This window comes from Shewanella sp. KCT, from assembly GCF_007636505.1.
Lineage (GTDB): Bacteria > Pseudomonadota > Gammaproteobacteria > Enterobacterales > Shewanellaceae > Shewanella > Shewanella halotolerans.
Genome location: NZ_LVDJ01000002.1, coordinates 356,002 through 377,543 on the forward strand (window position 1 = coordinate 356,002; position 21,542 = coordinate 377,543).

At 55.0% G+C, this 21,542-nt stretch carries 25 protein-coding genes; 12 read left to right on the plus strand and 13 right to left on the minus strand.

What is annotated here, in order from left to right; translation table 11 throughout:
* Positions 1-4 precede the first annotated feature (4 nt).
* A complete protein-coding gene (locus AYI87_RS04350) occupies positions 5-976 on the plus strand; it encodes a GGDEF domain-containing protein (protein ID WP_144199927.1) in 972 nt (323 codons plus the stop codon).
* A gap of 77 nt (positions 977-1,053) precedes the next feature.
* Here AYI87_RS04350 and rraB read toward each other — a convergent pair whose 3' ends face one another.
* From rraB to AYI87_RS04380, 6 genes are all read right to left on the minus strand, one after another.
* A complete protein-coding gene (rraB, locus tag AYI87_RS04355; RefSeq protein ID WP_144199929.1) occupies positions 1,054-1,461 on the minus strand; it encodes a ribonuclease E inhibitor RraB in 408 nt (135 codons plus the stop codon).
* Positions 1,462-1,485: 24 nt separating this feature from the next.
* Positions 1,486-2,220: a 1-acylglycerol-3-phosphate O-acyltransferase gene (locus tag AYI87_RS04360; RefSeq protein ID WP_144199931.1), complete on the minus strand. Its 735-nt coding sequence runs from the start codon at positions 2,218-2,220 to the stop codon at positions 1,486-1,488.
* A 238-nt stretch (positions 2,221-2,458) separates the two neighbouring features.
* A complete protein-coding gene (locus AYI87_RS04365) occupies positions 2,459-3,250 on the minus strand; it encodes a metal ABC transporter permease (RefSeq protein WP_144199932.1) in 792 nt (263 codons plus the stop codon).
* A 60-nt stretch (positions 3,251-3,310) separates the two neighbouring features.
* Positions 3,311-4,222 (minus strand): metal ABC transporter solute-binding protein, Zn/Mn family, encoded by a 912-nt coding sequence (locus tag AYI87_RS04370; RefSeq protein WP_144199934.1) that lies wholly within the window; start codon positions 4,220-4,222, stop codon positions 3,311-3,313.
* Positions 4,206-5,399 carry a hypothetical protein gene (locus AYI87_RS04375; protein WP_144199936.1) on the minus strand — a complete coding sequence of 398 codons (1,194 nt, stop codon included), beginning with the start codon at positions 5,397-5,399 and terminating at the stop codon, positions 4,206-4,208. The genes AYI87_RS04370 and AYI87_RS04375 overlap by 17 nt, the downstream gene beginning before the upstream one ends.
* Positions 5,400-5,476: 77 nt before the next feature.
* Positions 5,477-5,737 (minus strand): hypothetical protein, encoded by a 261-nt coding sequence (locus tag AYI87_RS04380; RefSeq protein ID WP_011864252.1) that lies wholly within the window; start codon positions 5,735-5,737, stop codon positions 5,477-5,479.
* A 302-nt stretch (positions 5,738-6,039) separates the two neighbouring features.
* On the opposite strand from AYI87_RS04380, the gene AYI87_RS21370 reads away from it, so the two are divergent.
* Positions 6,040-6,165, plus strand: coding sequence for a hypothetical protein (locus AYI87_RS21370; protein ID WP_258406364.1), 126 nt, complete (start codon positions 6,040-6,042; stop codon positions 6,163-6,165).
* 113 nt (positions 6,166-6,278) lie between these two features.
* On the opposite strand, the gene AYI87_RS04385 is transcribed toward AYI87_RS21370, so the two are convergent.
* Positions 6,279-6,614: a hypothetical protein gene (locus AYI87_RS04385; protein WP_144199938.1), complete on the minus strand. Its 336-nt coding sequence runs from the start codon at positions 6,612-6,614 to the stop codon at positions 6,279-6,281.
* Positions 6,615-6,738: 124 nt separating this feature from the next.
* Between AYI87_RS04385 and AYI87_RS04390 the strand changes: the two genes are divergently transcribed.
* Entirely contained in the window at positions 6,739-8,352 is a 1,614-nt protein-coding gene (locus AYI87_RS04390) for a mechanosensitive ion channel family protein (protein ID WP_144199940.1), read from the plus strand.
* Between the two features lie 119 nt (positions 8,353-8,471).
* Here the strand turns inward: AYI87_RS04390 and AYI87_RS04395 are convergent, their stop codons facing one another.
* The gene (locus tag AYI87_RS04395) at positions 8,472-10,166 is read right to left on the minus strand and encodes a formate--tetrahydrofolate ligase (protein WP_144199942.1); all 1,695 of its coding nucleotides are present in this window, start codon (positions 10,164-10,166) and stop codon (positions 8,472-8,474) included.
* 173 nt (positions 10,167-10,339) lie between these two features.
* Here AYI87_RS04395 and AYI87_RS04400 point away from each other — a divergent pair, with 173 nt between their 5' ends.
* Complete coding sequence (locus tag AYI87_RS04400; RefSeq protein ID WP_144199943.1) at positions 10,340-11,230, plus strand: aldo/keto reductase family oxidoreductase; 891 nt, start codon at positions 10,340-10,342, stop codon at positions 11,228-11,230.
* A gap of 144 nt (positions 11,231-11,374) precedes the next feature.
* Here AYI87_RS04400 and AYI87_RS04405 read toward each other — a convergent pair whose 3' ends face one another.
* Positions 11,375-12,214: a MaoC/PaaZ C-terminal domain-containing protein gene (locus AYI87_RS04405; protein ID WP_144200149.1), complete on the minus strand. Its 840-nt coding sequence runs from the start codon at positions 12,212-12,214 to the stop codon at positions 11,375-11,377.
* A gap of 202 nt (positions 12,215-12,416) precedes the next feature.
* Here AYI87_RS04405 and AYI87_RS04410 point away from each other — a divergent pair, with 202 nt between their 5' ends.
* Positions 12,417-13,199, plus strand: coding sequence for a methyltransferase (locus tag AYI87_RS04410; protein ID WP_144199945.1), 783 nt, complete (start codon positions 12,417-12,419; stop codon positions 13,197-13,199).
* Between the two features lie 8 nt (positions 13,200-13,207).
* Here the strand turns inward: AYI87_RS04410 and AYI87_RS04415 are convergent, their stop codons facing one another.
* Together AYI87_RS04415 and AYI87_RS04420 are read right to left on the minus strand one after the other, a co-directional pair.
* Positions 13,208-13,840 carry an MCP proteins methylation stimulator CheD gene (locus tag AYI87_RS04415; RefSeq protein WP_011864245.1) on the minus strand — a complete coding sequence of 211 codons (633 nt, stop codon included), beginning with the start codon at positions 13,838-13,840 and terminating at the stop codon, positions 13,208-13,210.
* A 107-nt stretch (positions 13,841-13,947) separates the two neighbouring features.
* Positions 13,948-14,832 (minus strand): TraB/GumN family protein, encoded by an 885-nt coding sequence (locus tag AYI87_RS04420; protein WP_144199947.1) that lies wholly within the window; start codon positions 14,830-14,832, stop codon positions 13,948-13,950.
* Between the two features lie 48 nt (positions 14,833-14,880).
* On the opposite strand from AYI87_RS04420, the gene AYI87_RS04425 reads away from it, so the two are divergent.
* Entirely contained in the window at positions 14,881-15,192 is a 312-nt protein-coding gene (locus tag AYI87_RS04425) for a prephenate dehydrogenase (RefSeq protein ID WP_144199949.1), read from the plus strand.
* A gap of 101 nt (positions 15,193-15,293) precedes the next feature.
* On the plus strand, positions 15,294-17,066 hold the full coding sequence (locus AYI87_RS04430; protein WP_144199951.1) for a bifunctional diguanylate cyclase/phosphodiesterase: 1,773 nt from the start codon (positions 15,294-15,296) through the stop codon (positions 17,064-17,066).
* 14 nt (positions 17,067-17,080) lie between these two features.
* Here AYI87_RS04430 and AYI87_RS04435 read toward each other — a convergent pair whose 3' ends face one another.
* On the minus strand, positions 17,081-17,602 hold the full coding sequence (locus AYI87_RS04435) for a DUF3016 domain-containing protein (RefSeq protein ID WP_144199953.1): 522 nt from the start codon (positions 17,600-17,602) through the stop codon (positions 17,081-17,083).
* Positions 17,603-17,849: 247 nt separating this feature from the next.
* Here AYI87_RS04435 and AYI87_RS04440 point away from each other — a divergent pair, with 247 nt between their 5' ends.
* The gene (locus tag AYI87_RS04440; RefSeq protein WP_144199955.1) at positions 17,850-18,161 is read left to right on the plus strand and encodes a hypothetical protein; all 312 of its coding nucleotides are present in this window, start codon (positions 17,850-17,852) and stop codon (positions 18,159-18,161) included.
* 182 nt (positions 18,162-18,343) lie between these two features.
* Positions 18,344-18,643: a hypothetical protein gene (locus tag AYI87_RS04445; RefSeq protein WP_144199957.1), complete on the plus strand. Its 300-nt coding sequence runs from the start codon at positions 18,344-18,346 to the stop codon at positions 18,641-18,643.
* 21 nt (positions 18,644-18,664) lie between these two features.
* Here AYI87_RS04445 and AYI87_RS04450 read toward each other — a convergent pair whose 3' ends face one another.
* On the minus strand, positions 18,665-19,174 hold the full coding sequence (locus tag AYI87_RS04450) for a DUF4240 domain-containing protein (protein ID WP_144199959.1): 510 nt from the start codon (positions 19,172-19,174) through the stop codon (positions 18,665-18,667).
* A 260-nt stretch (positions 19,175-19,434) separates the two neighbouring features.
* On the opposite strand from AYI87_RS04450, the gene AYI87_RS04455 reads away from it, so the two are divergent.
* From AYI87_RS04455 to AYI87_RS04465, 3 genes are all read left to right on the plus strand, one after another.
* Positions 19,435-19,845: a hypothetical protein gene (locus tag AYI87_RS04455; protein ID WP_144199961.1), complete on the plus strand. Its 411-nt coding sequence runs from the start codon at positions 19,435-19,437 to the stop codon at positions 19,843-19,845.
* Between the two features lie 254 nt (positions 19,846-20,099).
* The gene (locus AYI87_RS04460) at positions 20,100-20,372 is read left to right on the plus strand and encodes an HU family DNA-binding protein (RefSeq protein WP_011864236.1); all 273 of its coding nucleotides are present in this window, start codon (positions 20,100-20,102) and stop codon (positions 20,370-20,372) included.
* Between the two features lie 239 nt (positions 20,373-20,611).
* Complete coding sequence (locus tag AYI87_RS04465; protein ID WP_144199963.1) at positions 20,612-21,304, plus strand: TorF family putative porin; 693 nt, start codon at positions 20,612-20,614, stop codon at positions 21,302-21,304.
* Positions 21,305-21,542 lie beyond the last annotated feature (238 nt).

Below are 21,542 nucleotides of genomic sequence, written 5' to 3' on the forward strand. Positions count from 1 at the left end.
AGATATGGCATATGACCAAAGCGCGATGAATGAACTCCACTGGCTAATCGATATGGTGCAGACCATAGAGGTGGGCCTGGTCGTGTTGGATCGCGACTACAACATCCAGCTGTGGAACGGCTTCATGGAGAACCATAGCGGCATCTCACCCAACTCCATCAAGGGCAAGAATCTGTTCGATCAATTCGACTACCTGCCGGCCAACTGGCTGAAGCAGAAGATGGAGTCTGTGTTTCTGCTCAAGAACCGCGCCTTCATCAGCTGGGAGCAACGCCCCTATGTGTTTAAGTTTGGCAACTATCGCCCCATCACGGGCCGCGCCGACTTCATGTACCAGAATGTGACCCTGCTGCCCCTCTCCTCCCTCACGGGCCAGATCACCCATATCAGCATGATCATCTATGACGTCACCGATGTGGCGATCAACAAGCTACAGCTCAAGGCCGCCAACGAGCGCCTAGAGCACCTGAGCCAGACAGATGGCCTGACCCAGCTGCATAACCGCCGTCACTGGCAGCTGTGCATGCAGAAGGAGTTCGACCGCCATGCCCGCTACGGCGAGCCCACCACACTGGTGATGTTCGACATAGACCATTTCAAACGGATCAACGACACCTATGGCCATATCGCCGGCGACAGGGTGATTCAGCATGTCTCCCATATCCTGCGTCAGTCCCTGCGGGACACAGATTGCGCCGGTCGCTACGGCGGTGAGGAGTTCTCCGTGGTGCTGTCGAACACCAATGCCGAGGCCGCACTGCATTTTGCCGACCGTCTGCGGGAGAAGATCGAGGCCTCTGAGCTGAGGTTCGAGAGTGCCATCCTCAAGGTCACAGTCAGTATCGGCATCTGCGGCATAGACGAACATCTGAGCAATAGCGCTCAGTGGTTAGCGCAGGCCGACAGCGCCCTCTATCAGGCCAAGCAGAAGGGGCGCAACTGTTGCGTCATCTTCAATCCCGATGAAGCCGAATGAGGTCAAATATAATCTGTGACAGATACGAAAAAGCCCATCTATGATGGGCTTTTTACTCGATGCGAGAGAAGCGAAGATTAATGAAAGCGAGAGTCTTCCTCTTCATACTCCTCGTCGTCATCTTCCATCTCGTCGCCGATGAAATAGGTGCCCCAACCGTCATAATCCACCTTGAGCTTAGCCGCCAGCAGAATCAGATCTTCACAGGCCTTGTCCAGCAGGGCCACGTCGAGTTTGTGATAAGCGATGGCGTCGAAACAGAAGAGCACTGAGCCGTCTTCCAGCTCCATCTCTTCGGCATCGTTCACCTCGAAGCCCATCTTAAAGGCTTCCACCGCCGCCTTCTCCAGACGGTCGAAGTTAGAGGCCGAGAAGTGATGTTCTATGGTGTATTCGGCATCTGGCTCAGAACCATCGGCAAGAATCGCATCCACGATCTCCTGGTTTTCCTGTTTCTGTTCCTGCAGCTGACGTTCTGTAGACATGGATCTCTCCGAATAAAAATGTTCTTAATTAATTGCTTTCTTGGCCATCAGGGCACTGGCTTCATGATTAAGCTGAGCCAGTTTTTCCGCCATCATGGCATGAATCCGGGTAGAAAGCTCTTTTACCTGAGACTTGGCCAGGCCTTTAGTCTCTATGGGATCCATCATCTCGATGATCACCACGCCGTTGTTCCAACGGTTGAGCTTAATATGTTCCTGATTCGACGCCAGCACAGGCACCATAGCGACACCCGCCTCGATGGCGGTATGAAAGGCGCCCGCCTTGAAGGGCAGCAGCCCCTTGCCCCGTGAGCGTGTGCCCTCAGGGAAGATCCAGATAGAGAGACACTTCTCTTTGATCTTCTTCGCCGTCTGCGCCATGGTCTCAAAGGCGCGGTTACGGTTTTTACGGTCGATCAGTATGTTACCCGACAGCCAGTAGATCTGGCCGAAGAAAGGGATCCAGGCCAGGCTCTTCTTGCCCAGGCTAACAGTCCCCTTAGGCACGGCGGCCGTATGGGTGAACATGTCAAAATTGTTCTGATGGTTGGCCAGGAAGATACAGGGCTCGCTGCGCTCCACCTTGGGCTTGCGCACCACCACCTTGACCCCCAATACTGGCGCGGCCCAGGAAAAAATCTTAGCAAATAGATGCACATTGTCTCTATGACGGGGGCGCAGCAGACAATAGAGGCCGCCGAAGACAAAGGCCAACAACAACATGATGGCTAAGATCAGAGATCTGAAGATTAACAGCACAACTTACTCCTGTGATTTCAGTGGCGACATTATAGCAGCAGGCCTTTTGACTTACACCTGTCGTCTTACCCCCCCCTAGCAGCCTGATAGGATACAGGGCAAGTGTTAACGATATAAGTCATGGAATTAACAGTAGAAAAACATCACCGCAATCATATGCAGCTAAGAAAAAAGCGGGTGAGTGCCTACTGCCCCCAGCCCGCTTACCTCACAAGTGCGTCGTTTTTTATCGGCTTTTTTAGTTAGCTTCGACTTTTGTAATCGAACTTTCTCTGAGTAGTCTTGACTGTAGCAGACGAAACGCGACCGTGCTGACCGCCAGAGTAGCCACAATCGCCGCGCCGCTAGGCAGGTCGAAGCTGGCCGATAGCAACAGACCTATGCCATAGCCCAGCAGGCCCACCAGATAGGCCAGCGGCCATTTACCCTTGCCGCGCAGCTTGTTGACCGCCAGCGCCGGTAAAATCAGCGAGCTGAACACCAGATAGACGCCCACCAGCTCCACCGACAGGGTGATCACTAAGGCAAACAGCAGATAGAAACCGGCACCGTTGAGTATGGCGGGGCGCAGGGCGATGATCGCCAGCACCAGGCCCGACACCACGGCCGGTAGGATCAACTGTGACCAGTTCACCCAGAGGATCTGCCCAGACATCAACTGCTTAAGCATCTCGGCGCCGTGGGGGTCGTTCGACAGCAAGAGCATGGCCGCCACCGCCGACAACACATAGAAGCAGCCGATGATCGCCTCCAGCTCATCGGCCATCCGCTTGGCCAGCCATGCAATAAACCCGGCACCTAGCAGGGCAAACAGGGCCGGCATCCAGACCGTGGCGTAGGGCAGGTGCTCCAGCTCATGGTTGGTGTGAGCAATAATCGCCCCCAGCGCCGCCACCTGGGCGATCGCCAGGTCGATGAAGATGATGCCCCGCTTAAGCACCTGACTCCCGAGCAAAACATGGGTTGAGAGCACCAGAATACCCGCGGCGAAGGCAGGTAACAGGATAGATAAGAGATCGAGATCAAACATAGTTGAGTACCAAAAAGCGAACAACGGCGCCCCCAATGAGGGCGCCGGATCTAAGCCAGGCTAGCGATTCACGCTCAGCAACAAGTGGAGAACGCTGTCGTACAGGCCAAAGAGATCCTGGGCGTCATCGTTGCCGCCGACCGACATGGGCAGATTCACCACTGGCAAGCCAGTGCGCTCACCGAGCCAGTTGGCTCCGCGCTCATCCTGATAGGAGGCGACGATAATAGCCATCACATCGCCTTGCCCGGCGCGCCCCTGCAGGCTGGCTAGATGACCCGTGCTTGGCGGCAGGCCAGGCTTAGGCTCGAGATCCCCCACCTGCTCCATGCCTAACCAGTTAAACAGGTAGCGGAAGCTGGTGTGATAGGCGATCACCTTCTTGCCCTGAAGCGGCGCCGCCTGTGATTGCCAACGGCCAATCGCCGCCTGCCAGCGCTGGCTGAAATCGGCCAGAGCCGACTCGTAAGCCGCGCGATTATCCGGATCCAGCGACACCATCTTGGCCGACAGCGCCTTAGCCACCTCCAGCAGACGCTCTGGGTCGAAGTGCAGGTGCGGATTACCCTGGGCGTGGACATCCCCCATGCTGCGATCCACCTGGCCCAGCTGATCCAGGGTCTGGGTATGCTCGGCGGCATAGAACAGCCCCTTGTCGGTCGAGCGCACCTGAGCGTTGGCCGACTTCATCTGCAACATCGGCAGCCAGCCCACCTCAAGATCGGCGCCGGCGCAGACCGCCAGATCTGCCTGGCGCATCTTAGCGATAAGGCTGGGTCTAGCCTGCACCTGATGCGGGTCCTGCATCGCAGTGGTCGCGGCATAGATCTTAGCGTCCGGTGCTAGCTCCTTGGCCAAGGCGGCATATTCAGGCTCGCAGGCGAAGATATTCAATTTCGCCTGTGCACCACAGGCAAAGCTCAGCGCCAGCGCCGCAACGCCGGCCTTTAAGTAGTTAGAATTGATGCGCACCGTGAGCCCCCAGAGTCATGACATATTGAAGTGTAATGACGTTATCATCTGTGATGCCGTCAAAGTTAGTGCCTTGCTGATTGGTATATTGCAAACGCACAGTAGAGAAGTGGCTGTGATGCCAGGCCAGGCTCACCTCAGTCTCTTTCAGTTTCTGGGCATCGAAATGCTCATCGTGCATCAGGTGCGTATCGACCTGACCGTAACGCAGGCCTGCCGACCAGCTTGGCGAGAGCTGATAAACAGAGCTGAGATACCAACCCGTATGGGCATCCGGCTTAGCGGTATCATGATCGTCCACCGCCTCATGATCATGGTCGTCCAGTGGTGCATAGTCGCTCACACGGAAATACTCGCCGCTCAGGGTCAGGTGCTGATACTTGTAGTTGCCCTGGGGCGCCCACTTGTAGACGAAGTCCGCCATATAGGTGTTCTCACCCGTATAGCTAACCCCATGACTATGGTCATGACCATCCTCAGCCACCACGGCTTCTTCATGCTCCTCATGGGCGCTGAGGCGACCGTTTTCGTTACGCAGATAACTTAGACCCAGCTGCCAGGAGCTGCTGACACCAATATCGCCACCCAACTTAGTGTAGGCGGTGTAGACGCCGACGCTCTTAAATTCGCGCTCGCCGTGTTCATCTTCGGCGCGCATATTATCGCCCTTGAAGGCCTCGACACCCATGCTCCAGTAGAGATCCGTTGGCGCGACATAGTCCAGACGCACACCGTCATCGAAGTAATGCCCACCGAGGAAGGCGCGATAGGCCGCCGGTCGATCTGAGAAGGCATCGGTATGCACATGCTGATTGTTAAGGTAACCCACATCCGACAGGAAACGACCGCCGCGCATCGACAGGCCATAGGGCATCGACAACGTCTGGATGAAGGCCTCTTCGAGTCCCACCTCGGTCTCGCCATCAGCGACCTCAATGACTGTGGTCAACTTGCCATAGAACATATCGTCTATGTTGGCGCTGAGCGCCAGCTCGGTGTGACCCAGACCGAAGCCCTCGACACGCTCGGCCATTGGGCGCTCGGCGTTTTGATAATAGCCATCGAGCACCGCACTGATGGCAGGGTTAGTCAGGCTAGGATCCGCCGCAAAACTCAGGGTTGGTAAACAGGCACAGGCAAGAGCAACCGCCAACAGGCGCGCATTGAAATTTATCATAATGTCTCCAAAAAACAGCTAAACGACTCTGCCGCCAATGGGGCGCAGAGTATTAATTATCTTGAGTTTTTGAGGTATTACGATTGTGCGGGCGGGGCGCGGCTCTGGAAGTAGTCGACATGGACGGCAGCAAGGACCGTGGGCTCGCGCAGCGGCACTTCCACCGTGAGGCTGGGCAGGCTAAAGCTGAACTCACCGACCGGCAAGACGCTATTGAGCTGCAGTTTTTGAATACACAGGGTACAGTGTGTGGTGGCGCCCTCGTCCAGATGTTCCAAGCTATGGGCAGGCGCAAGCACAGATAAGCAGAACAATATAGCACTAAGCCATATCGCCACTCCTCTTACTTTTCCTTTTACCTTTATTGCCATGGGATCTACTGGACGCATTCAAATTCCGACCAAGTTTAGGGATACGAGTGATGAAGTCAAGCCAGAATTGGCGGTGGCTCAGGCTGGAATGTAACAAAAGTTATTCGAAAATTTTACTTATGCGCCGACCCAAAGCGTGGCCCACATCACGGCCAGATTGGCTAAAATTAAGTCTGACTTAAGTTAGTGACACTAAGATGACAGCTAAATTGAGCGGCGGCTCTGAGCTACCGACTCTCACCATTTAAGGTTTAAAGGAAATGCTCTCTATGAAGGAATTTTTTCGCGAAAATTTCAAACTGCTGTTCTGGACCGCCATCTTCTTTGTCGCCATTCTCGGCGGGATCTATTACGTCGAAGCGGCGCTCGAAGCCCAGGTTCAGGTCGTCGAATAACGGCCTTGGCCTGAGTCTGCTTTTTAAGAACAAGGCACAAATATCATATTTCAGATGAGCTAGGCGCCAGGCCTGGCTCTGGCGCAGCATCATTTAGCAGGCAAACAGCTCCCTCAACGATACTTCTGTCTGTGCTCGCTGTCGTCCACCTCTTGCCTAAGCGGGGCTTGGGTCACCTTGAGGTGGTCCATCATATGGCTCACCAGCAGTATCATCACGGCAAATATCGCCACAGGCGTGGTCAAGTTACGCCACTCGGGTAGGAAATAACCCACGACCAACATCACCAGCCCCAGATAGAAGCCCAACATCTTCAATCGCATCAATGCGGCACTTCGACCCAACCAGGCCTCGCAGTGGGGACATTGAACCTGAGCTTCCAGCCCCTTACCCCGCTGGGCAGACACCTGCTGGGCGCGAAAGGAGTGACTACAGTGAGGACACAGCACAACAAAATCTCAAATAACGGCAAAGAGTGCTAGTCTATCAGATTGCGCCGCCGCGCGTTGCGAATTTACAGCACAGATGGAACAGATTATGATTCCAGCCATTAGCTAACACAGGACGGATAATATGTTACGCAACTTAGCCCTGGCGCTGGTGACTATGATGGCCCTAGCCCATCTTCCCGCCACCGCCGATGAAGCCCCCCAGCCCCTGGCCGAACTGACTCAACTGCAACAGACCATAGATTCAGACATCGCTAAACTAGGCAATGCCAACGGCGAGATGAAGCAGTTTATCGAGTACCGTATCAAGGAGCACGCCAACCAGGTTCATGACAAGTTCAAGCTGCTGATGAATCAGCAACCACTGGATAAGGCAAACCTGCTGCCGCTGCTGCACAAGCATCTGGCCTTCATCGACAAGGTGGCCGACTACTACGCCGCCGATATAGACCAATTTAAACAACAGCTTGGCAGCGATAATGACACAGGCGTCATGTATAAGCTCGCCATGCGGGATCGCCAGCGCGACGAGATCCTCAGCGCCAAGTATGAGACCCTCACCTGGCTAGACGCCCTGGGCGAAGATACCCAGGCGCTCAAGACTCAGCTGACGACCCATCTGCTCAAGCGCTCAGACATGCTCAACAGCCTGGTGCATTTCACCCAGGACAAACTCAAGCTGGCAGTGGATGAGGCAGCCAAGGCGGGTAAGGATGTCACTGCTGAGCAGACCGCCCTAGTCACCAACCTCAACGAGCGACTCAGCCTGACCAGCGCCAGTCTGTCGGTAGCGATCGAACTGCTAGATGCCCTGAGCCAGGACACCACAGCCCTCAAGCAGACGCTGTTTAGCATCTCAGGGGATATCACCCAGGACGTGCTCAACGTCGATGTGGCCAGTAACCTGCTGGATCAGTGGTGGAACAAGGCCAAGAATCAAGCGCTGGACAACGGCCCTGGCCTGTTGTTCAAGCTGTTTGTCTTCCTGCTGATCCTCTTCCTGGCCCATCTGGCTGGCAAGGCGGTGCAGCGCATCGTCAAGAAGATGGTGAGCAACTCTAAGCTCAAATTCAGCAAGTTGCTGCAAGACTTCTTCGTCTCCCTCTCGGGTAAGACAGTGTTTGCTCTGGGTTTGATGATCGCCTTGTCGCAGCTGGGCTTCGAACTTGGGCCGCTACTGGCCGGCTTCGGGGTCGCCGGTGTGATCATAGGTTTCGCCCTGCAAGATACCCTGTCTAACTTCGCCTCGGGCATGATGATCCTCATCTATCGCCCCTACGACGTGGGCGACCTGATCAACGCCGCGGGCGTAACGGGTAAGGTGAGCCAGATGAGCCTGGTCTCCACCACCATCAAGACTCTGGACAACCAGCGCCTGATCATCCCCAACAACAAGATCTGGGGCGATACCATCAATAACATCACGGTGGAACATCAGCGCCGCGTCGACATGACCTTCGGCATAGGTTACGGCGACAACATAGAGAAGGCCGAGCAGGTGCTGCGCGGCATAGTCGACGAGCATCCTAAGGTGCTCAAGCAGCCTGAGCCGACGGTGAAGCTACACCTGCTGGGCGAGTCTTCGGTGGACTTCGTGGTGCGTCCTTGGGTGAAGCCGGAAGATTACTGGGATGTGTATTGGGACATCACCCGCGCGGTGAAGATGCGCTTCGACCAGGAAGATATCTCGATTCCTTTCCCGCAGCGCGACGTGCATATCTACCAGACTGGCAAGTAAGGGCTCAAACAGAGCCCTTAACAAGACAGCTCTTTATAACAAAGCCCTTCACAAAAAAAAGCGCCTGCAATTGCAGGCGCTTTTTTTATCTCTCTATAGCAAGGAATACCCCGCCAGCCTTAGGCCAGACCTGTGATCTCGCCTCGCTCATCGATATCTATGTTGAGGTAACCGGGACGTATCCCAAGTCCTGGCATGGTCATCACCTTACCCACAAGCGCCGTGATAAAACCGGCACCGGCATTGAGTTTCAGCTCGGCGATGGGCAGCTCAAACCCTTGTGGCGCCCCCTTGAGCTTAGGGTCATGGCTGACCGACATGGGCGTCTTGGCGATACAGAGCGCCAGCTTATCGAACCCATGACGTTGCAGCTGAGTCAGCTGAGCCTTGGCCGTGTCGGATAAACTGATGCCGCTGGCGCCGTAACCTGCCTCGGCGATGGTCAGCAGCTTGGCCTCGATAGACTGCTTGGTCTCATAGAGATAACGGAACTGACTCGGCTGCTCGGTGGCGCGCACCACGGCCCTGGCCAGTGCCACCGCCCCCTCGGCGCCCTGGGTAAAGGCTTCACAGACTTCGCAGGCAAACACGCCCTCTTGCAGCACGCGGGCCTTGAGCCAGTCTAGCTCCTCCTGAGTATCCTCGGCGAAGCGGTTGATGGCCACCACCAACGGCAAACCATACTTGGCCACGTTACTGATGTGCCAGCTTAAGTTGGCATAGCCGGCGGCGAGCTTATCCATCTCGCTACCTGCGTCAGGATTATGAGACTTGAGCGCCTTGACCGTCACCACCAATACCGCCGCATCCGGCGCATTGCCCGACTGACGGGTCTTGATATTACAGAATTTCTCGAAGCCCATATCGGAGCCGAAGCCCCCCTCGGTCACCACGATATCAGCCAGTCTGAGGGCGATATCATCGGCGATGATCGACGAGTTACCATGGGCGATGTTGGCGAAGGGGCCAGCATGGATAAGACAAGGGGCACCGCTTAGGGTCTGCATCAGGGTCGGCGCGATGGCCTGACTCATGATGGCCGTCATGGCACCGGCCACACCCAGATCTTCCGCGCTGATGTAGTCGCCCTGTTTGTTCTGCGCCAGCACGATACGACCGATACGGGCACGCAGGTCCTTGAGATCCCGGCTTAGCGCCAGAATTGCCATCAACTCGGAGGCGGCGCTGATATCGAAGCCGCCCTGATGTACTGGGCCATTAACCTCGCCAAGGCCGACCGTGATGTTGCGCAGGCTGCGCTCATTCTGATCCACTACCCGGCGCCACAGAATCTTATCGGGATCGATATCTAAAGGCTCGAGCCCAGACTGTTCGCGAAAGGCGTCACTGCCCAGGCGTTGTTCATGATAGAGGCGGGCATCTATGGCCGCGGCCGCCAGGTTATGGGCACTGGTCACCGCGTGTATGTCGCCGGTCAGATGCAGGTTGAGATCTTCCATGGGCACCACCTGGGCCAGGCCACCGCCGGCGGCGCCGCCCTTGATGCCAAACACAGGTCCCATGCTGGGTTGACGGATACAGGCGCAGCTCTTCTTGCCGATCGCCTGTAAGCCCTGGGTCAGGCCGATACTGGTCACTGTCTTGCCTTCGCCGAAGGGAGTCGGCGTTACCGCCGTGACTATCACTAACTTACCATGTTTGTTATCTTTAATTCGGTTGGTGATAGCCAGATCGACCTTGGCCTTGGTTCTGCCGTAAGGGCTTAATTCGTGGGGCAAGATCCCGAAAGCAGTAGCTATGCTTTCTATGGGTTGTAAGCTGGCTTGGCGTGAAATTTCGATGTCAGTCAGCATATAGCGCTCCTACAATAAATAAGCATGAAAAAAAGCGAGCTGGTGCGAATATAGAGCAAAAAGTGGTCACAACAAACCTATTCATTGTCGGCTAAGGCATTAATTAAGGATTTATGAATCTAAATCAATAAAATGATTATTAATGGAAAAAATTAATCCAAACGGAGCGGCCCATGAGTCAGCAAAGCTTTACATTCTCACACTTTATCGCCGGCTTCTGGCGCCTAGATAGCTGGCAACAGACACCCCAGCAGACCCTGGCGTTGATCGAACACTACCTCAGCCTGGGCGTGACCTGTATGGATCATGCGGACATCTATGGCGAGTACAGCTGCGAGGCACTGTTTGGCCGCGCACTGGCCCTCAAGCCCGAGCTGAGACAGCAGATGCAGATAGTCACCAAGTGCGGCATCAAGCCTGCCTTCGCCTCGACACCTGAGCGCTACGTCAACCACTATGACACAGGCTATCAGCACATTCTCACCAGCGTCGATAACTCGCTTAAGGCGCTGCGGGTTGATGAGATAGACCTGCTGCTGATCCACAGAGCAGATCCCCTGATGAATGCCGACGAGGTCGCCCAGGCCTTCGAGCAGCTCTATCAGACCGGCAAGGTGCGCCACTTCGGCGTCTCCAACTTCACCCCGGCTCAGTTCGACCTGTTGCAGTCCCGGCTGGATCGCCCCATGGTGACCAATCAGCTGGAGATCTCCCCTCTGGCCATGCATACCCTGAGCGATGGCAGCCTGGATCAGGCGCAGCAGTATCGTTGCCCGCCCATGGCCTGGTCCTGTCTTGGCGGCGGCGAGATCTTTAGCAGCCAGAGCGAACAGGCCAAACGACTTCGCCAGACGTTAACCAAGATAGCCGCCAACCATGGCACGGACGATATCAGCCAGATCATCTACGCCTGGGTGATGGCCCTGCCGAGCCAGCCAAGGCCTATCATAGGTAGCGGTAATCCTGAGCGGATCAGCGCCGCCGTCGCCGCCGACGAGATTAAGCTCGACAGGCAGGAGTGGTTTAGCATCTGGCAGGCCTCCACCGGCCACAGCGTCCCTTAGGGCTCTAAGAAGTCATTACCTTTCTCATCAGAAACGACAAAGCCAGCAATCTGCTGGCTTTTCTCTATCCATCTCAAAACTAAGACCTAGCCATTTAAGCTAGCTTTTGAGGAATTAGCTTTCAAGGATTTAGCTTTCAAGGATTTAGTCGTGAAACTTCACCTGACCCGTCAGGTGCGGTCTGCGCCCCTTGACGTCGCGCAGTTCGAACATCAGCCCCTCGGCACTCTCGGTATCGAAATCGAAACTCACCTGGGCAGGCATGAGTAGCGGCAGCTTGAAGGCCACCTCCACGGTACAAGGCTTATCACCTATCTCAGGCATCAGCTGGGCCACGCTTCTCGCCTTAGACCACATGCCATGGGCCAGCACGCGATCGAAACCGAAACGCTTAGACAGCACGGGATGCAGGTGGATCAGGTTATAGTCGCCCGATGCCTTGGCATAGCGACGGCCAAGATCTTCGCTCAGCTCCCAGCTAACCGGATTCGACCAGCTCATTGGGCTCGCCTTAGGCGGACGCGCGCGCTTGCCGCTACCCTCGATACGGTAGAGATAGGTCGACAGCGATTCCCACACCAGCTCGCCGCCGACAAAGGCGCGAGACACCAGCTCAAACTCCAACCCTGAGTCTGTCATCTGGCTGCTAGTCAGCTCACACTCGAGATCATAGCGCTCATCCACACTCGTGGTGCGGTAACGGGTAATACTGTTCTTCAGGTGGATCATGCCCAGCAAGGGGAAGGTGATCGCATCTAAGGTAAAGATGCTGGCATGCAGGCGAAACACCATGACATAGAGATAGGTCAACGGTAGCTGCTGACCATCGAACTCGAAGCCACACACCTTGGCATATTGGGCGACCTTATCGCCGCGCACGGCCACCTGTGGACAGGTCACCTTAACATGGGGCAGAGGCTGTTCGTCCCAGCCTGGCTTTCGGCCAAAAAAGATCTTGCGATAAAGCGATAACAGCGACGGCATCGCCTTAAGTTCAACACAAATTTCTTTATTCACGCTATCCAAACCCTTCACACTTTACTTAGCCTAAAAATTGCAAGCCCGCGAGTATACCCCAAAATCACGCTTTTTACCTAAACCTTAAGTCTGTTTAATGCGCGTCGCCCCCGCCTATGGCAAAATAGCCCTCCTAATTTCAGTCAGCTTTTCCCATGGGCGTCACTCTGTGCAAGACAAAAACTTCGATGCATTAGCCGGTAAATTTGCCAAGAACATCTACGGCACGCCTAAGGGCGAGGTCCGCGCCGCCGTGCTGTGGCGGGATATCTCCCAGGCCATGACACAACTGCCCGAGGGGCCACTGCGTATTCTGGACGCCGGCGGCGGCTTCGGCTTCTTTAGCCAGAAGCTGGCGAAGCTTGGCCATAGCGTCACCCTGTGCGATATCTCCAGCGAGATGTTGGCCCTGGGTCAGGCGCAAATAACAGAGTATGAAAGCAATAGCGGCGAGAAGCTGGACATCACACTGCTGCACGCACCGATACAATCCCTGACCCGGGAAGAGCTTGGCCAGTTCGACCTCATCCTCTGCCATGCGGTGGCCGAGTGGCTCAGCGATGCCAAGCAGACCCTGGCCGGTCTGACCCAGCTGTTAAAACCCCAGGGGCTGTTTTCCCTCATGTTCTACAACAAGGAGGCGATGCGCTTTCACAGCCTGATCTCGGGTAACTTCGACTATGTGGCGGCGGATTTCAAGGTGAAGAAGAAGGTGGGCCTGACCCCAAGCTGTCCCCTGTATATAGACGATGTGCGCGCCTGGGTGACAGATTGGCAGATGGAACTGGTGACGGCCTCTGGCGTGCGGGTGATCCACGATTATCTCAAGACACACCAGCCCCCTAATTCAGATTTCAGCCAGCTGCTGGAGATGGAGCTGCAATATTCGACCCACCCCGCCTACATAGGCCTGGGGCGCTACGTCCACTTCATCACCCGTTGGCAAAGATAGCTAACTCACTAATCGAACAGCTCCACCTGGCTCTCCCCTTGAGCCGTGACTATCTGTTTCAGGTAGCGCTGCTCTTCGCTCATCATCTTACTAATCCGCTCTGGTGACAGGCGCATCAACTTAACCTTGCCGCTGTTGGGATGAAACAGCACCTTACGTGGCCAGGGCCCGCCAAGATCTTCGCTCACTATCTCTATCCCCTCAGTCTTGAGGTAGTTCTTCACAAAGCTGATATTGGACTCGCCGACGTTCAGCACACTGGTGGCCGTCATCTGCGCGCCGCCGAAGACCTTGGCCTTGAGGCGATTACGCATCCCACCCAGACTCAAAATGCTGTTAATCAGTTGCTCCATGGCCCAGTTGCCATAGCGGCAGGTATAGCTGGTCAGCTGATGCCAGTCTTCATGGAGTTGCCGCTCGGGCAGAAGGAAATGGTTGAGGCCGCCTATGCCCAGCAAGGGGTCCCAGATGCAGGCGGCGACGCAGGAACCCAGGCGGGTGAAGATCAGCTCATCATGGGCGGTGACATAGAAGTTGCCGGGATCGACCCTGGCCACCACGGCGTCGTGGCGGCTATCCCACTGGCGGGGAATCGCTTCAAATTCCGGTCGAACGGGGAAAAGGGTCGCCTCTGCCTGCATCTTGCCTCCCTGCATCGATGGACTTGGCGTCCATCGAGATCTCTCCAAGGTTTATCCTGCCTATCAGTATAGCCAAACGGGAGAAACCGGTGCAGAGCAGAGAAAGGTTAGTTACAGGCCGTCTGCCAGCAATTTTGTACCTTGGCTCCTTCTATGCCGGTAAACTTGGCGGGTATCCCCTTATCCCCCACCACGTGCCCAGCACCAACCACCACAAACAGCGGCGACGGGCCATCTTGCTGCATCATCAAGGATCTGATCTTGGCCGTCATCTGCTCGTTGCGTTGCCACAGCATCTTGTCGATAAGCTCCTTATCGCCATCGTGCAGCATCTGCCCCTGCATCAAGGCATCGAGCCCCGCCTCATCGCCACTGCGCCAGGCCTTGATCAGCTGCACCATCTCCTCATCCGGCGCATCTATCGCCTCCAGCACCATATCCCACTGCATCTGCGGGCTGAAAGAGGCCATCAGCTTAAACTGATACTCTGTGCTCTCAAGCTCGATCACAGGGCGCTGGCCGTTCTTGCTCAGCATCATCTGATCCACGCCCCACTGGGCCTGATAGCCCAGGGAGGCGAAACGCATCACGCTAAACTGCATAGCCTGCATCCAGGGTGCGTAGGGCTGCATGGGCGTACAGATCTCGCGGCGAGTATGGCAGTATTCTTCAAGGCGCGTCTGGGTCTTGGCATCGGCCGCCACCTGAGCCAAACCATACTTGCGGATCAGCCCCATGATATCCGCCTTGTTAGTGTCGGCCTCAACCGCCAGGGCGCCCGACTTGGCAAAGGCCGCTTCGATCTGTTCTGCCATGGGGTAAAAATCGGCCTGGCCGATATGAATCGATCCCAACAGATAGGTCTGCTTGCCTTGATAAGTGATCTTATAGAAGGGCGGCTTGTCATCACCGGCGGCCATCGCGCTGAGTGACATGATCCCTGTCAGTAGTAAAATCCCTACGGTTAATAAACGCGGTCGACTTGTTGCCATCTGGCTTGCCCCTTATAATTCGGCTAAATTTTTCAACACGAGGCTGTTATGCCACATAGTCACCTAATAGAGCAACTGAAAGAGAACCTGCAGTTGGCTTATCGTCAGGCCATCGACGCCGATGCCAAACTGGATGAGTTAAAGAAGGCCGGCCACGGTAAATTCACCACCATCTTCACCCAAGATGAAGGCTTTACCTCGCGCAGCAACCGCTTCGGTCCCTATGTACAGGAGCTGGCCGACGAGATGACTAAGCTGCCAAGCCAAGGCGATGGTCTGGCCCCGGCGCTGGAGAGTTTCGTGCGGAAGCTAGGAGTACTGCTACAGACCCTGCAGGCATTTAAGAGCCAGGCCAAGTAACTAAAGTAACTGAATGAGCGGGTAAGCTCATACTTTAGTGTCATATTGCTGTCATGGCCTAGCCATAGAATCGCCCTACTTTTCGTACGAGGCGGACCTAGATGACAGCAATCGACCTGAGCAGTGAACTGGATAAGATCATCGAGAATGAGAAGATCCATGTGCTGTTTCAGCCCATCTTCAACATCAACAGCCAGCGGCTACATGGCTTCGAGGCCCTGAGCCGGGGACCCGAGCATAGCGCCCTCTTCTCTCCCGTGCCCCTGTTTCAGACCGCGGCCCACGAGGGACGCCTGTCCGAGCTTGAAGAGATCTGCCGTCGTCATTCCATCAGACAGTTCGATGCCCGCGAGTTGCCGGGCAAGCTGTTTATCAACATCTCCCCCAAGGCCCTGCTGGAACCCAGCCACGCCAAGGGGCTCACCCTCAGCCTGGTTCAGGAGCTGGGGCTGTCGCCGGATCAGATAGTAATAGAGCTGTCGGAGCAATATCCCGCCGACGATATCGATCTCCTGAAGGAATGTCTCAACCACTACCGCAGCCAGGGGTTTCTGACCGCCATCGACGATCTCGGCACCGGCTATTCGGGGTTGCGACTCTGGTCCGAACTGGCGCCAGACTATGTCAAGATAGACCGCCACTTCATCCACCAGATAGATCAATCGCCGGTGAAGCAGGAGTTTGTCCGCTCCATCATAGATCTCTGCCAGAGCCTCAGCTGTAAGGTGATTGCCGAAGGGATAGAGACCCCGGCGGAACTGGCGTTACTGACTCAGCTCGGCATCGTCTATTGTCAGGGCTACCTGCTGGGCCGCCCCCAAACGCAGCCGACACAGACCCTAACGGAACTGGCGCCCCAGGAAACCAAGCAGCGACAAACCCGTTACGCCGAATCGGCCGAAAGTCTGTCGACCCGCACCATATGCGTCACGCCCGAGACCAAGCTCAAGGCCCTGAGCGCCCGCTTCGTGCGCTCGCCGCACCTGCAGGTAGTCGCCATCGTCGATGCCGAGCAGAAGCCACTTGGCGTCGTCGACAGAGCGCAGTTGATGGAGCTGTTCAGCACCCCCTATGGCCGCGCACTGCACGAGAACAGCCCAGTGATAGAGGTGATGAATGACAAGGTACTGAAGGTGCCAGCCTGCATGCCGATCTCCGAGGTGAGTCAGTGCCTGACCGCAGAACATGGCACGGTTGCGCAACATTTCATGGTGATGCGTGACCAACAACTGTTAGGAATAGGCCACACCAAAGATCTGCTGCAACAGATCACCGAGCAGCGCATCAAGATGGCTCGTCACGCCAACCCCCTGAGCGGTCTTCCTGGTAACATCCCCATTCAGGAGGAGCTGCAACGCCTGCGCCAACAGGGCCGCGCCTTCTACCTGGCCTACTTCGACCTGTGCCACTTCAAGCCCTACAACGATATCTATGGCTTCTGCCGCGGCGATGAGGTGATCCAATCTTTGGCGCTACGCCTGCAGCAGCAACTGGGGTGCGAGCATTTTGTCGGCCATGTGGGCGGCGATGATTTTGTGGTGATAGGCACAAGCCAGGCGATCGTCGACGAGTGTCGCCGCCTACTGCTCGACTTTAACCAAGACAGAGAAGCCTTCTACAGCCCAGACGACTGGCTGGCCCAGTGCGTGATGGCCGAAGACAGACAGGGACAGAGGGTGGCTCACCCCTTGATCAGTTTGTGTGTCGGCCTGTTGCCCCCCGAGGTGACTCGCTTTTGCGACGAGCAGGGGCTGTCGGCCTATAGCGCAGCGGCAAAAAAACAGGCCAAAGCCGCATTGAATGGCTTTAGCCTGTTTACGCCCGCGCCCAACGACGCGGCAATTGCCATGTATCGGCCGCTCAAGTTCGCCTGAGAGGCCCAACAGCCTTAGAGTTTGGGCTGCACCGTCTTCTTCAGCCAATCGCCCAGCATCTTAGACTCGTGTCTCAGGGGCTTGTCGTTCATTACGCCAGTGGTGTGCATGAAGCTCATATCTCTGAGCTTCTCGTCACCGGCGATCACCACATTATCACCGTCGAGCACCTGGTAACTAAAGGTCATGCGTGGCGGGTAGATATCTTCGATCAGACGAATGTCGTTAGGGGTCGCGCCAAAGGTGGGGCGCACATCACCGGCCAGATCCACGTCTGTCACCACCAGCTCCAGCTTCTGATTCGGCTTAAGCGTCTTCTCGGCGGCCTTGTTGAGGTTCTTGGTCAGGGTGTCGAACACACGCTGCTCATAGCGAGACTGAATGTCACCCACCGCCTTCACATCACGGTAGCTGTCGACATCCTGCCAGGTGATCTTGACCACCCCGGCCTCTGTGACTGGATTCTCTTTGGCTTCTTCGGCGGCAAGGTTGAGTGACACCAGTGCGCCCACCAAGAGTAGAGATTGAAACTTCATATTATGCCTCCTTAATCGCCCAAGCTTGGGACACCTACTGAGTCTAGCGACTGCATTGAGTGTACAAAAGCTAACCTGAATATAGGCTTAATGCAAAATCCTGGCGAATCTTTTCGCCATCATTTACTTATTGGACAAGCGCAATTAACCCTTTTCTCCCCAGCCCACAGTTTTTGGCAGCCTTTGTATCAATTTGCTTCGAGCCTGGGGTAGACTCACAGGGCAAGCAAGGCTACTAAGGTAAATCATGCAAAATCGATCTTCTCTGCTGTTCGTCGTCATCCTCTTTTCGCTGCTGGCCGGCGCCCTCTATTGGATCACCTTAGAGGAGGAGACCCAGCCCCCCCCAGAAACCTGGTCGGCCTTCGTCTATGCCCATGGCTACAACTCGGGGCGCTACAAGAAAACCGATGACTTCGAGGATTACCAAAGCTGTAAGGCCTTCGCCACCGAGCAGGCCAAGGAGCTTGGCGATGTCTTATGGGAGTGTGGCCTCAGGTGTCGCTTCGATAACAGCCGTCAGGGCTTTCAGTGCGAGACCATGCAGAATCAGGAGTGAGTCAGCCGCCTTTCATCGCTCAGCGAGCCAATTTGATTTGTTCGTTTTTTATTCAGCTTCTGTTCAAGCTATTGCCATTAACATAGGTATCAATGAAACGGCAGCAGCACTCGGGCGGCAGCAAACACAGCCCCAGATGCCGACAACAGATTGAATTTAAGACACCGACAGGAGCTATGACAATGAGCAAGCTAACCCACACAAGATTCTCAGGTAGATTCGCCCTATTGGCCTCGCTAATCCTTGGTTTCGCCTTTATCTCGGGCGCCAACGCCAGCGAGCTTAGCGACAGCGAACGCGCCGCGGTAGAACAACACTTCCAGATTCTGGACCAGCAGCAAGAAGCGAGCGATAACCAGACGCTCGACGGCTTCCAGGCCGATCTCGACAGCCAGCTTGAGCAGGCCGAAGAGGAGTTTATGGAAGGCGCCTGCGCCGAGCATGAACTAACCTTCGATAGCGATAGCCAGGTCTGCTACTAGAGCAGGCTTAGTAAGGGCTCGCTAGAAAGGAAATAGCTGAAACAGCTGAGGGTAAGTCGCCTTCAGCTGTTTTTTCTTGGGCGAAAACTTCTTCCCCTGAGGCGTCGCCTGCCCAGAAGGCACAAAGGGCAGCTCCTCGCCAGTGCGATCTTCATAGATCTGCCCGGCGATCAGATCGTAATCCTCCACGAAGGGATAGGCATAGCCATCCTTCTCAGGCCAGGCCGGCAGCTCGGCCAAGGCATCGGGGTTAAGCAGTATCCGCTCGAACCACTCCTGCCCCAGGGAGATCAGGAAGGCGCGAAATTCGGCAAAGCCATATTCGCTGTCACACCCGGTCACTATGTAGGCGGCGCCCCACAGCGACCAGAGGTAAGATCGACGCATCTGCTGCGAGAAGAACTTATCGAAGGCCGCCAAGTCTTGGTTGTCGAGTTCGTTCAGCTTCGCCTTAAGCTCCGCCGCCAGGCTCTCCTGATCTTGCTCAGGCTTGCTGCGGGTGACTAACTGCCAAAATTCATTCTCGTTCATGCTCTTCTCATACCCAACGCGGTTTATGGTTAACGATTGCCTTCATATACTCCTGTCCTGCGTATCCTGACTCATTTTTATCAAGCGACAGGCCAAGAGGCCACATCTTACCCTAAGCCAGCCCGGCTGGCAGCAGGGCCTTTGCAATTTAGCCAAAGCAATAGACTTTTAGGTAAAGCATTAGACATTTAAGTAAAGCGTTGGACTATGTTGCGCCATTTTTCTACACTGCGGGGCAAATCATTCACCCAAGAGCCAAGATGAACCGACCAAGTCCCAGCATACTGCTACTGATCGCCCTCTATATTGTTATCGCCATCCTCGCCGGTTGGCGCGCCCTGGACAGCCAGACCCTAGATCTCTTTACCCTGGGCGTGATCCCTGTGCTCATCGGCCTCATCGCCCGCACCAGCTGGGCAAGCCTGGTGCTGAAGATCTATATCGGCATACAGACCCTGGGCTTCACGGCGCTGGGCGCCACTGCGGTGATCGCCTATCAGATCACCCCTGAGGACGTTAAGGTGGTAGTGCGCGGTCAGGAGCTGCCTATCTGGGCCATCGCCCTAGTCGTCACCGCTCTGCTGAGTTTCCAGTGGTATATGGCCTTCTCCAAGGGACTGAAACAGTATCTGCCGCAGGCGGCTCAAACCAGCGACGAGACCAAGGCTTAATCCCTCTATCGGGGAGGTTTACATCCCATCTCCTCCCCAGCCCTTATCTGGCAGGCCTTCGTGCCAATTCAGTCAAATCCAGGCCGCTTTCCTCTGTCACAGGGTTAAATTTTTACTGAATTTGACTGAAAGCACCCTTTGAGCGCATAAAACCGCTTTCATTATAGGGATGCTTGTGGCATGTTAAGTCCAGCAATTGCAAGTATCTAATGTAATTGGTATTACTAAATCTACGGAAAGAAGAGACTATCCAAATGAATAAAACTGAACTTGTTGCAAAAATAGCGGAAAGCGCTGAACTCACTAAAGCTGAAGCTGCTCGCGCCTTAAAGTCTTTCGAAGAAACGGTAGCGGAAGCGATGAAGAACGGCGAAAAAATCTCTATTGTAGGTTTTGGTTCTTTCGAGACCACTAGCCGTGCAGCACGTACAGGCCGCAACCCACAGACGGGCAAAGAAATTCAGATCCCAGCGGCTGTAGTACCTAAGTTTAAAGCCGGTAAGACGCTAAAAGACAGCGTAAACTAAATCGGTATTTAATCCGTCGAAAAAACCTCCTCCATGGAGGTTTTTTTATGCACCCTCCTAGTGCATCCTCTGCCTCATTTTTAACCAATTCGTTGCCTACTTCTGATGCAAATAAAATAAACTGTTGAAAAATAACAGATAAATATTTGGCACGCTCTTCGCTATAGCTTGTACGCGGCCTGACAATACTCATAACAACAGGCAGGGCCGCTCCCATAGACCAATAAGAAGGAATGAGTATGAAACAAGCATTGCGAACCCTAAGCCTACTCGCGGGCACCTTGATGGTTGCCCTACCGGCCAGCGCTAGCGTCACGGGCAACATAGGCGCAACCTCCAACTACTTGTGGCGCGGTGCCACACAGACGGGAGATGCGCCCGCGGTTCAAGGCGGCATAGACTTCGAACACGACAGCGGCCTCTACCTCGGAACCTGGGCGTCCAATGTGGATTTCGGCGACGACACCAGCTATGAGATCGACTTCTACGGCGGCTATGCCGGTAGCATAGGGGAAGACTTTGGTTATGACATCAGCTACCTCTACTACGCCTACCCCGACAGCGATTCGAGCATAGACTTCGGTGAAGTCACCCTGGCCCTGAGCTGGAAGTGGTTCAGCATCGGCTATTCAAAGGTGGTCAATGCCGGCAGCGACGTGGCGGCGGATCCTTTCGATGAGAAAGATCTCAGCTATATCAACGCAGGTGTCAGCTTCCCACTGTCGGAGACACTGTCTATCTCGGCCCATTATGGCTACTCCAGTGGTGATGTCGTCAACGCCTGGTTCGATACCGACAACTATGCCGACTACTCTTTGTCTCTGGATAAGGAAACCGACTTCGGTACCATCTCCTTCCTGGTCAGCGATACCGATCTCGAGGGTGACGATCCTAAAGTGGTCGTTGGCTACAGCTATAGTTTCGATTTGTGATCTAAATTTAAATGAGTTGCCACTAAATTAGCTGGCAACTCACTATTACTCTTAAAATATTTCAATTAAAAACAGATGGTTACAAAATGACCGCCCGTCTATTCGCTCACATTTTGTCTAAATCCACGACAAATACAATTGTGTTAACTCGATCAAACAAAAATCGAAAATCCCCTGCTATTTTTCTCATTAGCGCTCGCTAATGTGCTCACACCTTAGGACGCTAAACTAGCTAACG

Bases quoted from the DNA above. Each gene is read 5' to 3' on its own strand.
- AYI87_RS04430 (WP_144199951.1), top strand. From the start codon at position 15,294: ATGACAGCAATCGACCTGAGCAGTGAACTGGATAAGATCATCGAGAAT.
- AYI87_RS21370 (WP_258406364.1), top strand. From the start codon at position 6,040: ATGAAGGAATTTTTTCGCGAAAATTTCAAACTGCTGTTCTGGACCGCC.
- AYI87_RS04465 (WP_144199963.1), top strand. From the start codon at position 20,612: ATGAAACAAGCATTGCGAACCCTAAGCCTACTCGCGGGCACCTTGATG.
- AYI87_RS04445 (WP_144199957.1), top strand. From the start codon at position 18,344: ATGAGCAAGCTAACCCACACAAGATTCTCAGGTAGATTCGCCCTATTG.
- AYI87_RS04425 (WP_144199949.1), top strand. From the start codon at position 14,881: ATGCCACATAGTCACCTAATAGAGCAACTGAAAGAGAACCTGCAGTTG.
- rraB (WP_144199929.1), bottom strand. From the start codon at position 1,461: ATGTCTACAGAACGTCAGCTGCAGGAACAGAAACAGGAAAACCAGGAG.
- AYI87_RS04435 (WP_144199953.1), bottom strand. From the start codon at position 17,602: ATGAAGTTTCAATCTCTACTCTTGGTGGGCGCACTGGTGTCACTCAAC.
- AYI87_RS04405 (WP_144200149.1), bottom strand. From the start codon at position 12,214: ATGCCGTCGCTGTTATCGCTTTATCGCAAGATCTTTTTTGGCCGAAAG.
- AYI87_RS04420 (WP_144199947.1), bottom strand. From the start codon at position 14,832: ATGGCAACAAGTCGACCGCGTTTATTAACCGTAGGGATTTTACTACTG.
- AYI87_RS04400 (WP_144199943.1), top strand. From the start codon at position 10,340: ATGAGTCAGCAAAGCTTTACATTCTCACACTTTATCGCCGGCTTCTGG.
- AYI87_RS04415 (WP_011864245.1), bottom strand. From the start codon at position 13,840: ATGCAGGCAGAGGCGACCCTTTTCCCCGTTCGACCGGAATTTGAAGCG.
- AYI87_RS04440 (WP_144199955.1), top strand. From the start codon at position 17,850: ATGCAAAATCGATCTTCTCTGCTGTTCGTCGTCATCCTCTTTTCGCTG.
- AYI87_RS04455 (WP_144199961.1), top strand. From the start codon at position 19,435: ATGAACCGACCAAGTCCCAGCATACTGCTACTGATCGCCCTCTATATT.
- AYI87_RS04365 (WP_144199932.1), bottom strand. From the start codon at position 3,250: ATGTTTGATCTCGATCTCTTATCTATCCTGTTACCTGCCTTCGCCGCG.
- AYI87_RS04375 (WP_144199936.1), bottom strand. From the start codon at position 5,399: ATGATAAATTTCAATGCGCGCCTGTTGGCGGTTGCTCTTGCCTGTGCC.
- AYI87_RS04460 (WP_011864236.1), top strand. From the start codon at position 20,100: ATGAATAAAACTGAACTTGTTGCAAAAATAGCGGAAAGCGCTGAACTC.
- AYI87_RS04450 (WP_144199959.1), bottom strand. From the start codon at position 19,174: ATGAACGAGAATGAATTTTGGCAGTTAGTCACCCGCAGCAAGCCTGAG.
- AYI87_RS04395 (WP_144199942.1), bottom strand. From the start codon at position 10,166: ATGCTGACTGACATCGAAATTTCACGCCAAGCCAGCTTACAACCCATA.
- AYI87_RS04390 (WP_144199940.1), top strand. From the start codon at position 6,739: ATGTTACGCAACTTAGCCCTGGCGCTGGTGACTATGATGGCCCTAGCC.
- AYI87_RS04350 (WP_144199927.1), top strand. From the start codon at position 5: ATGGCATATGACCAAAGCGCGATGAATGAACTCCACTGGCTAATCGAT.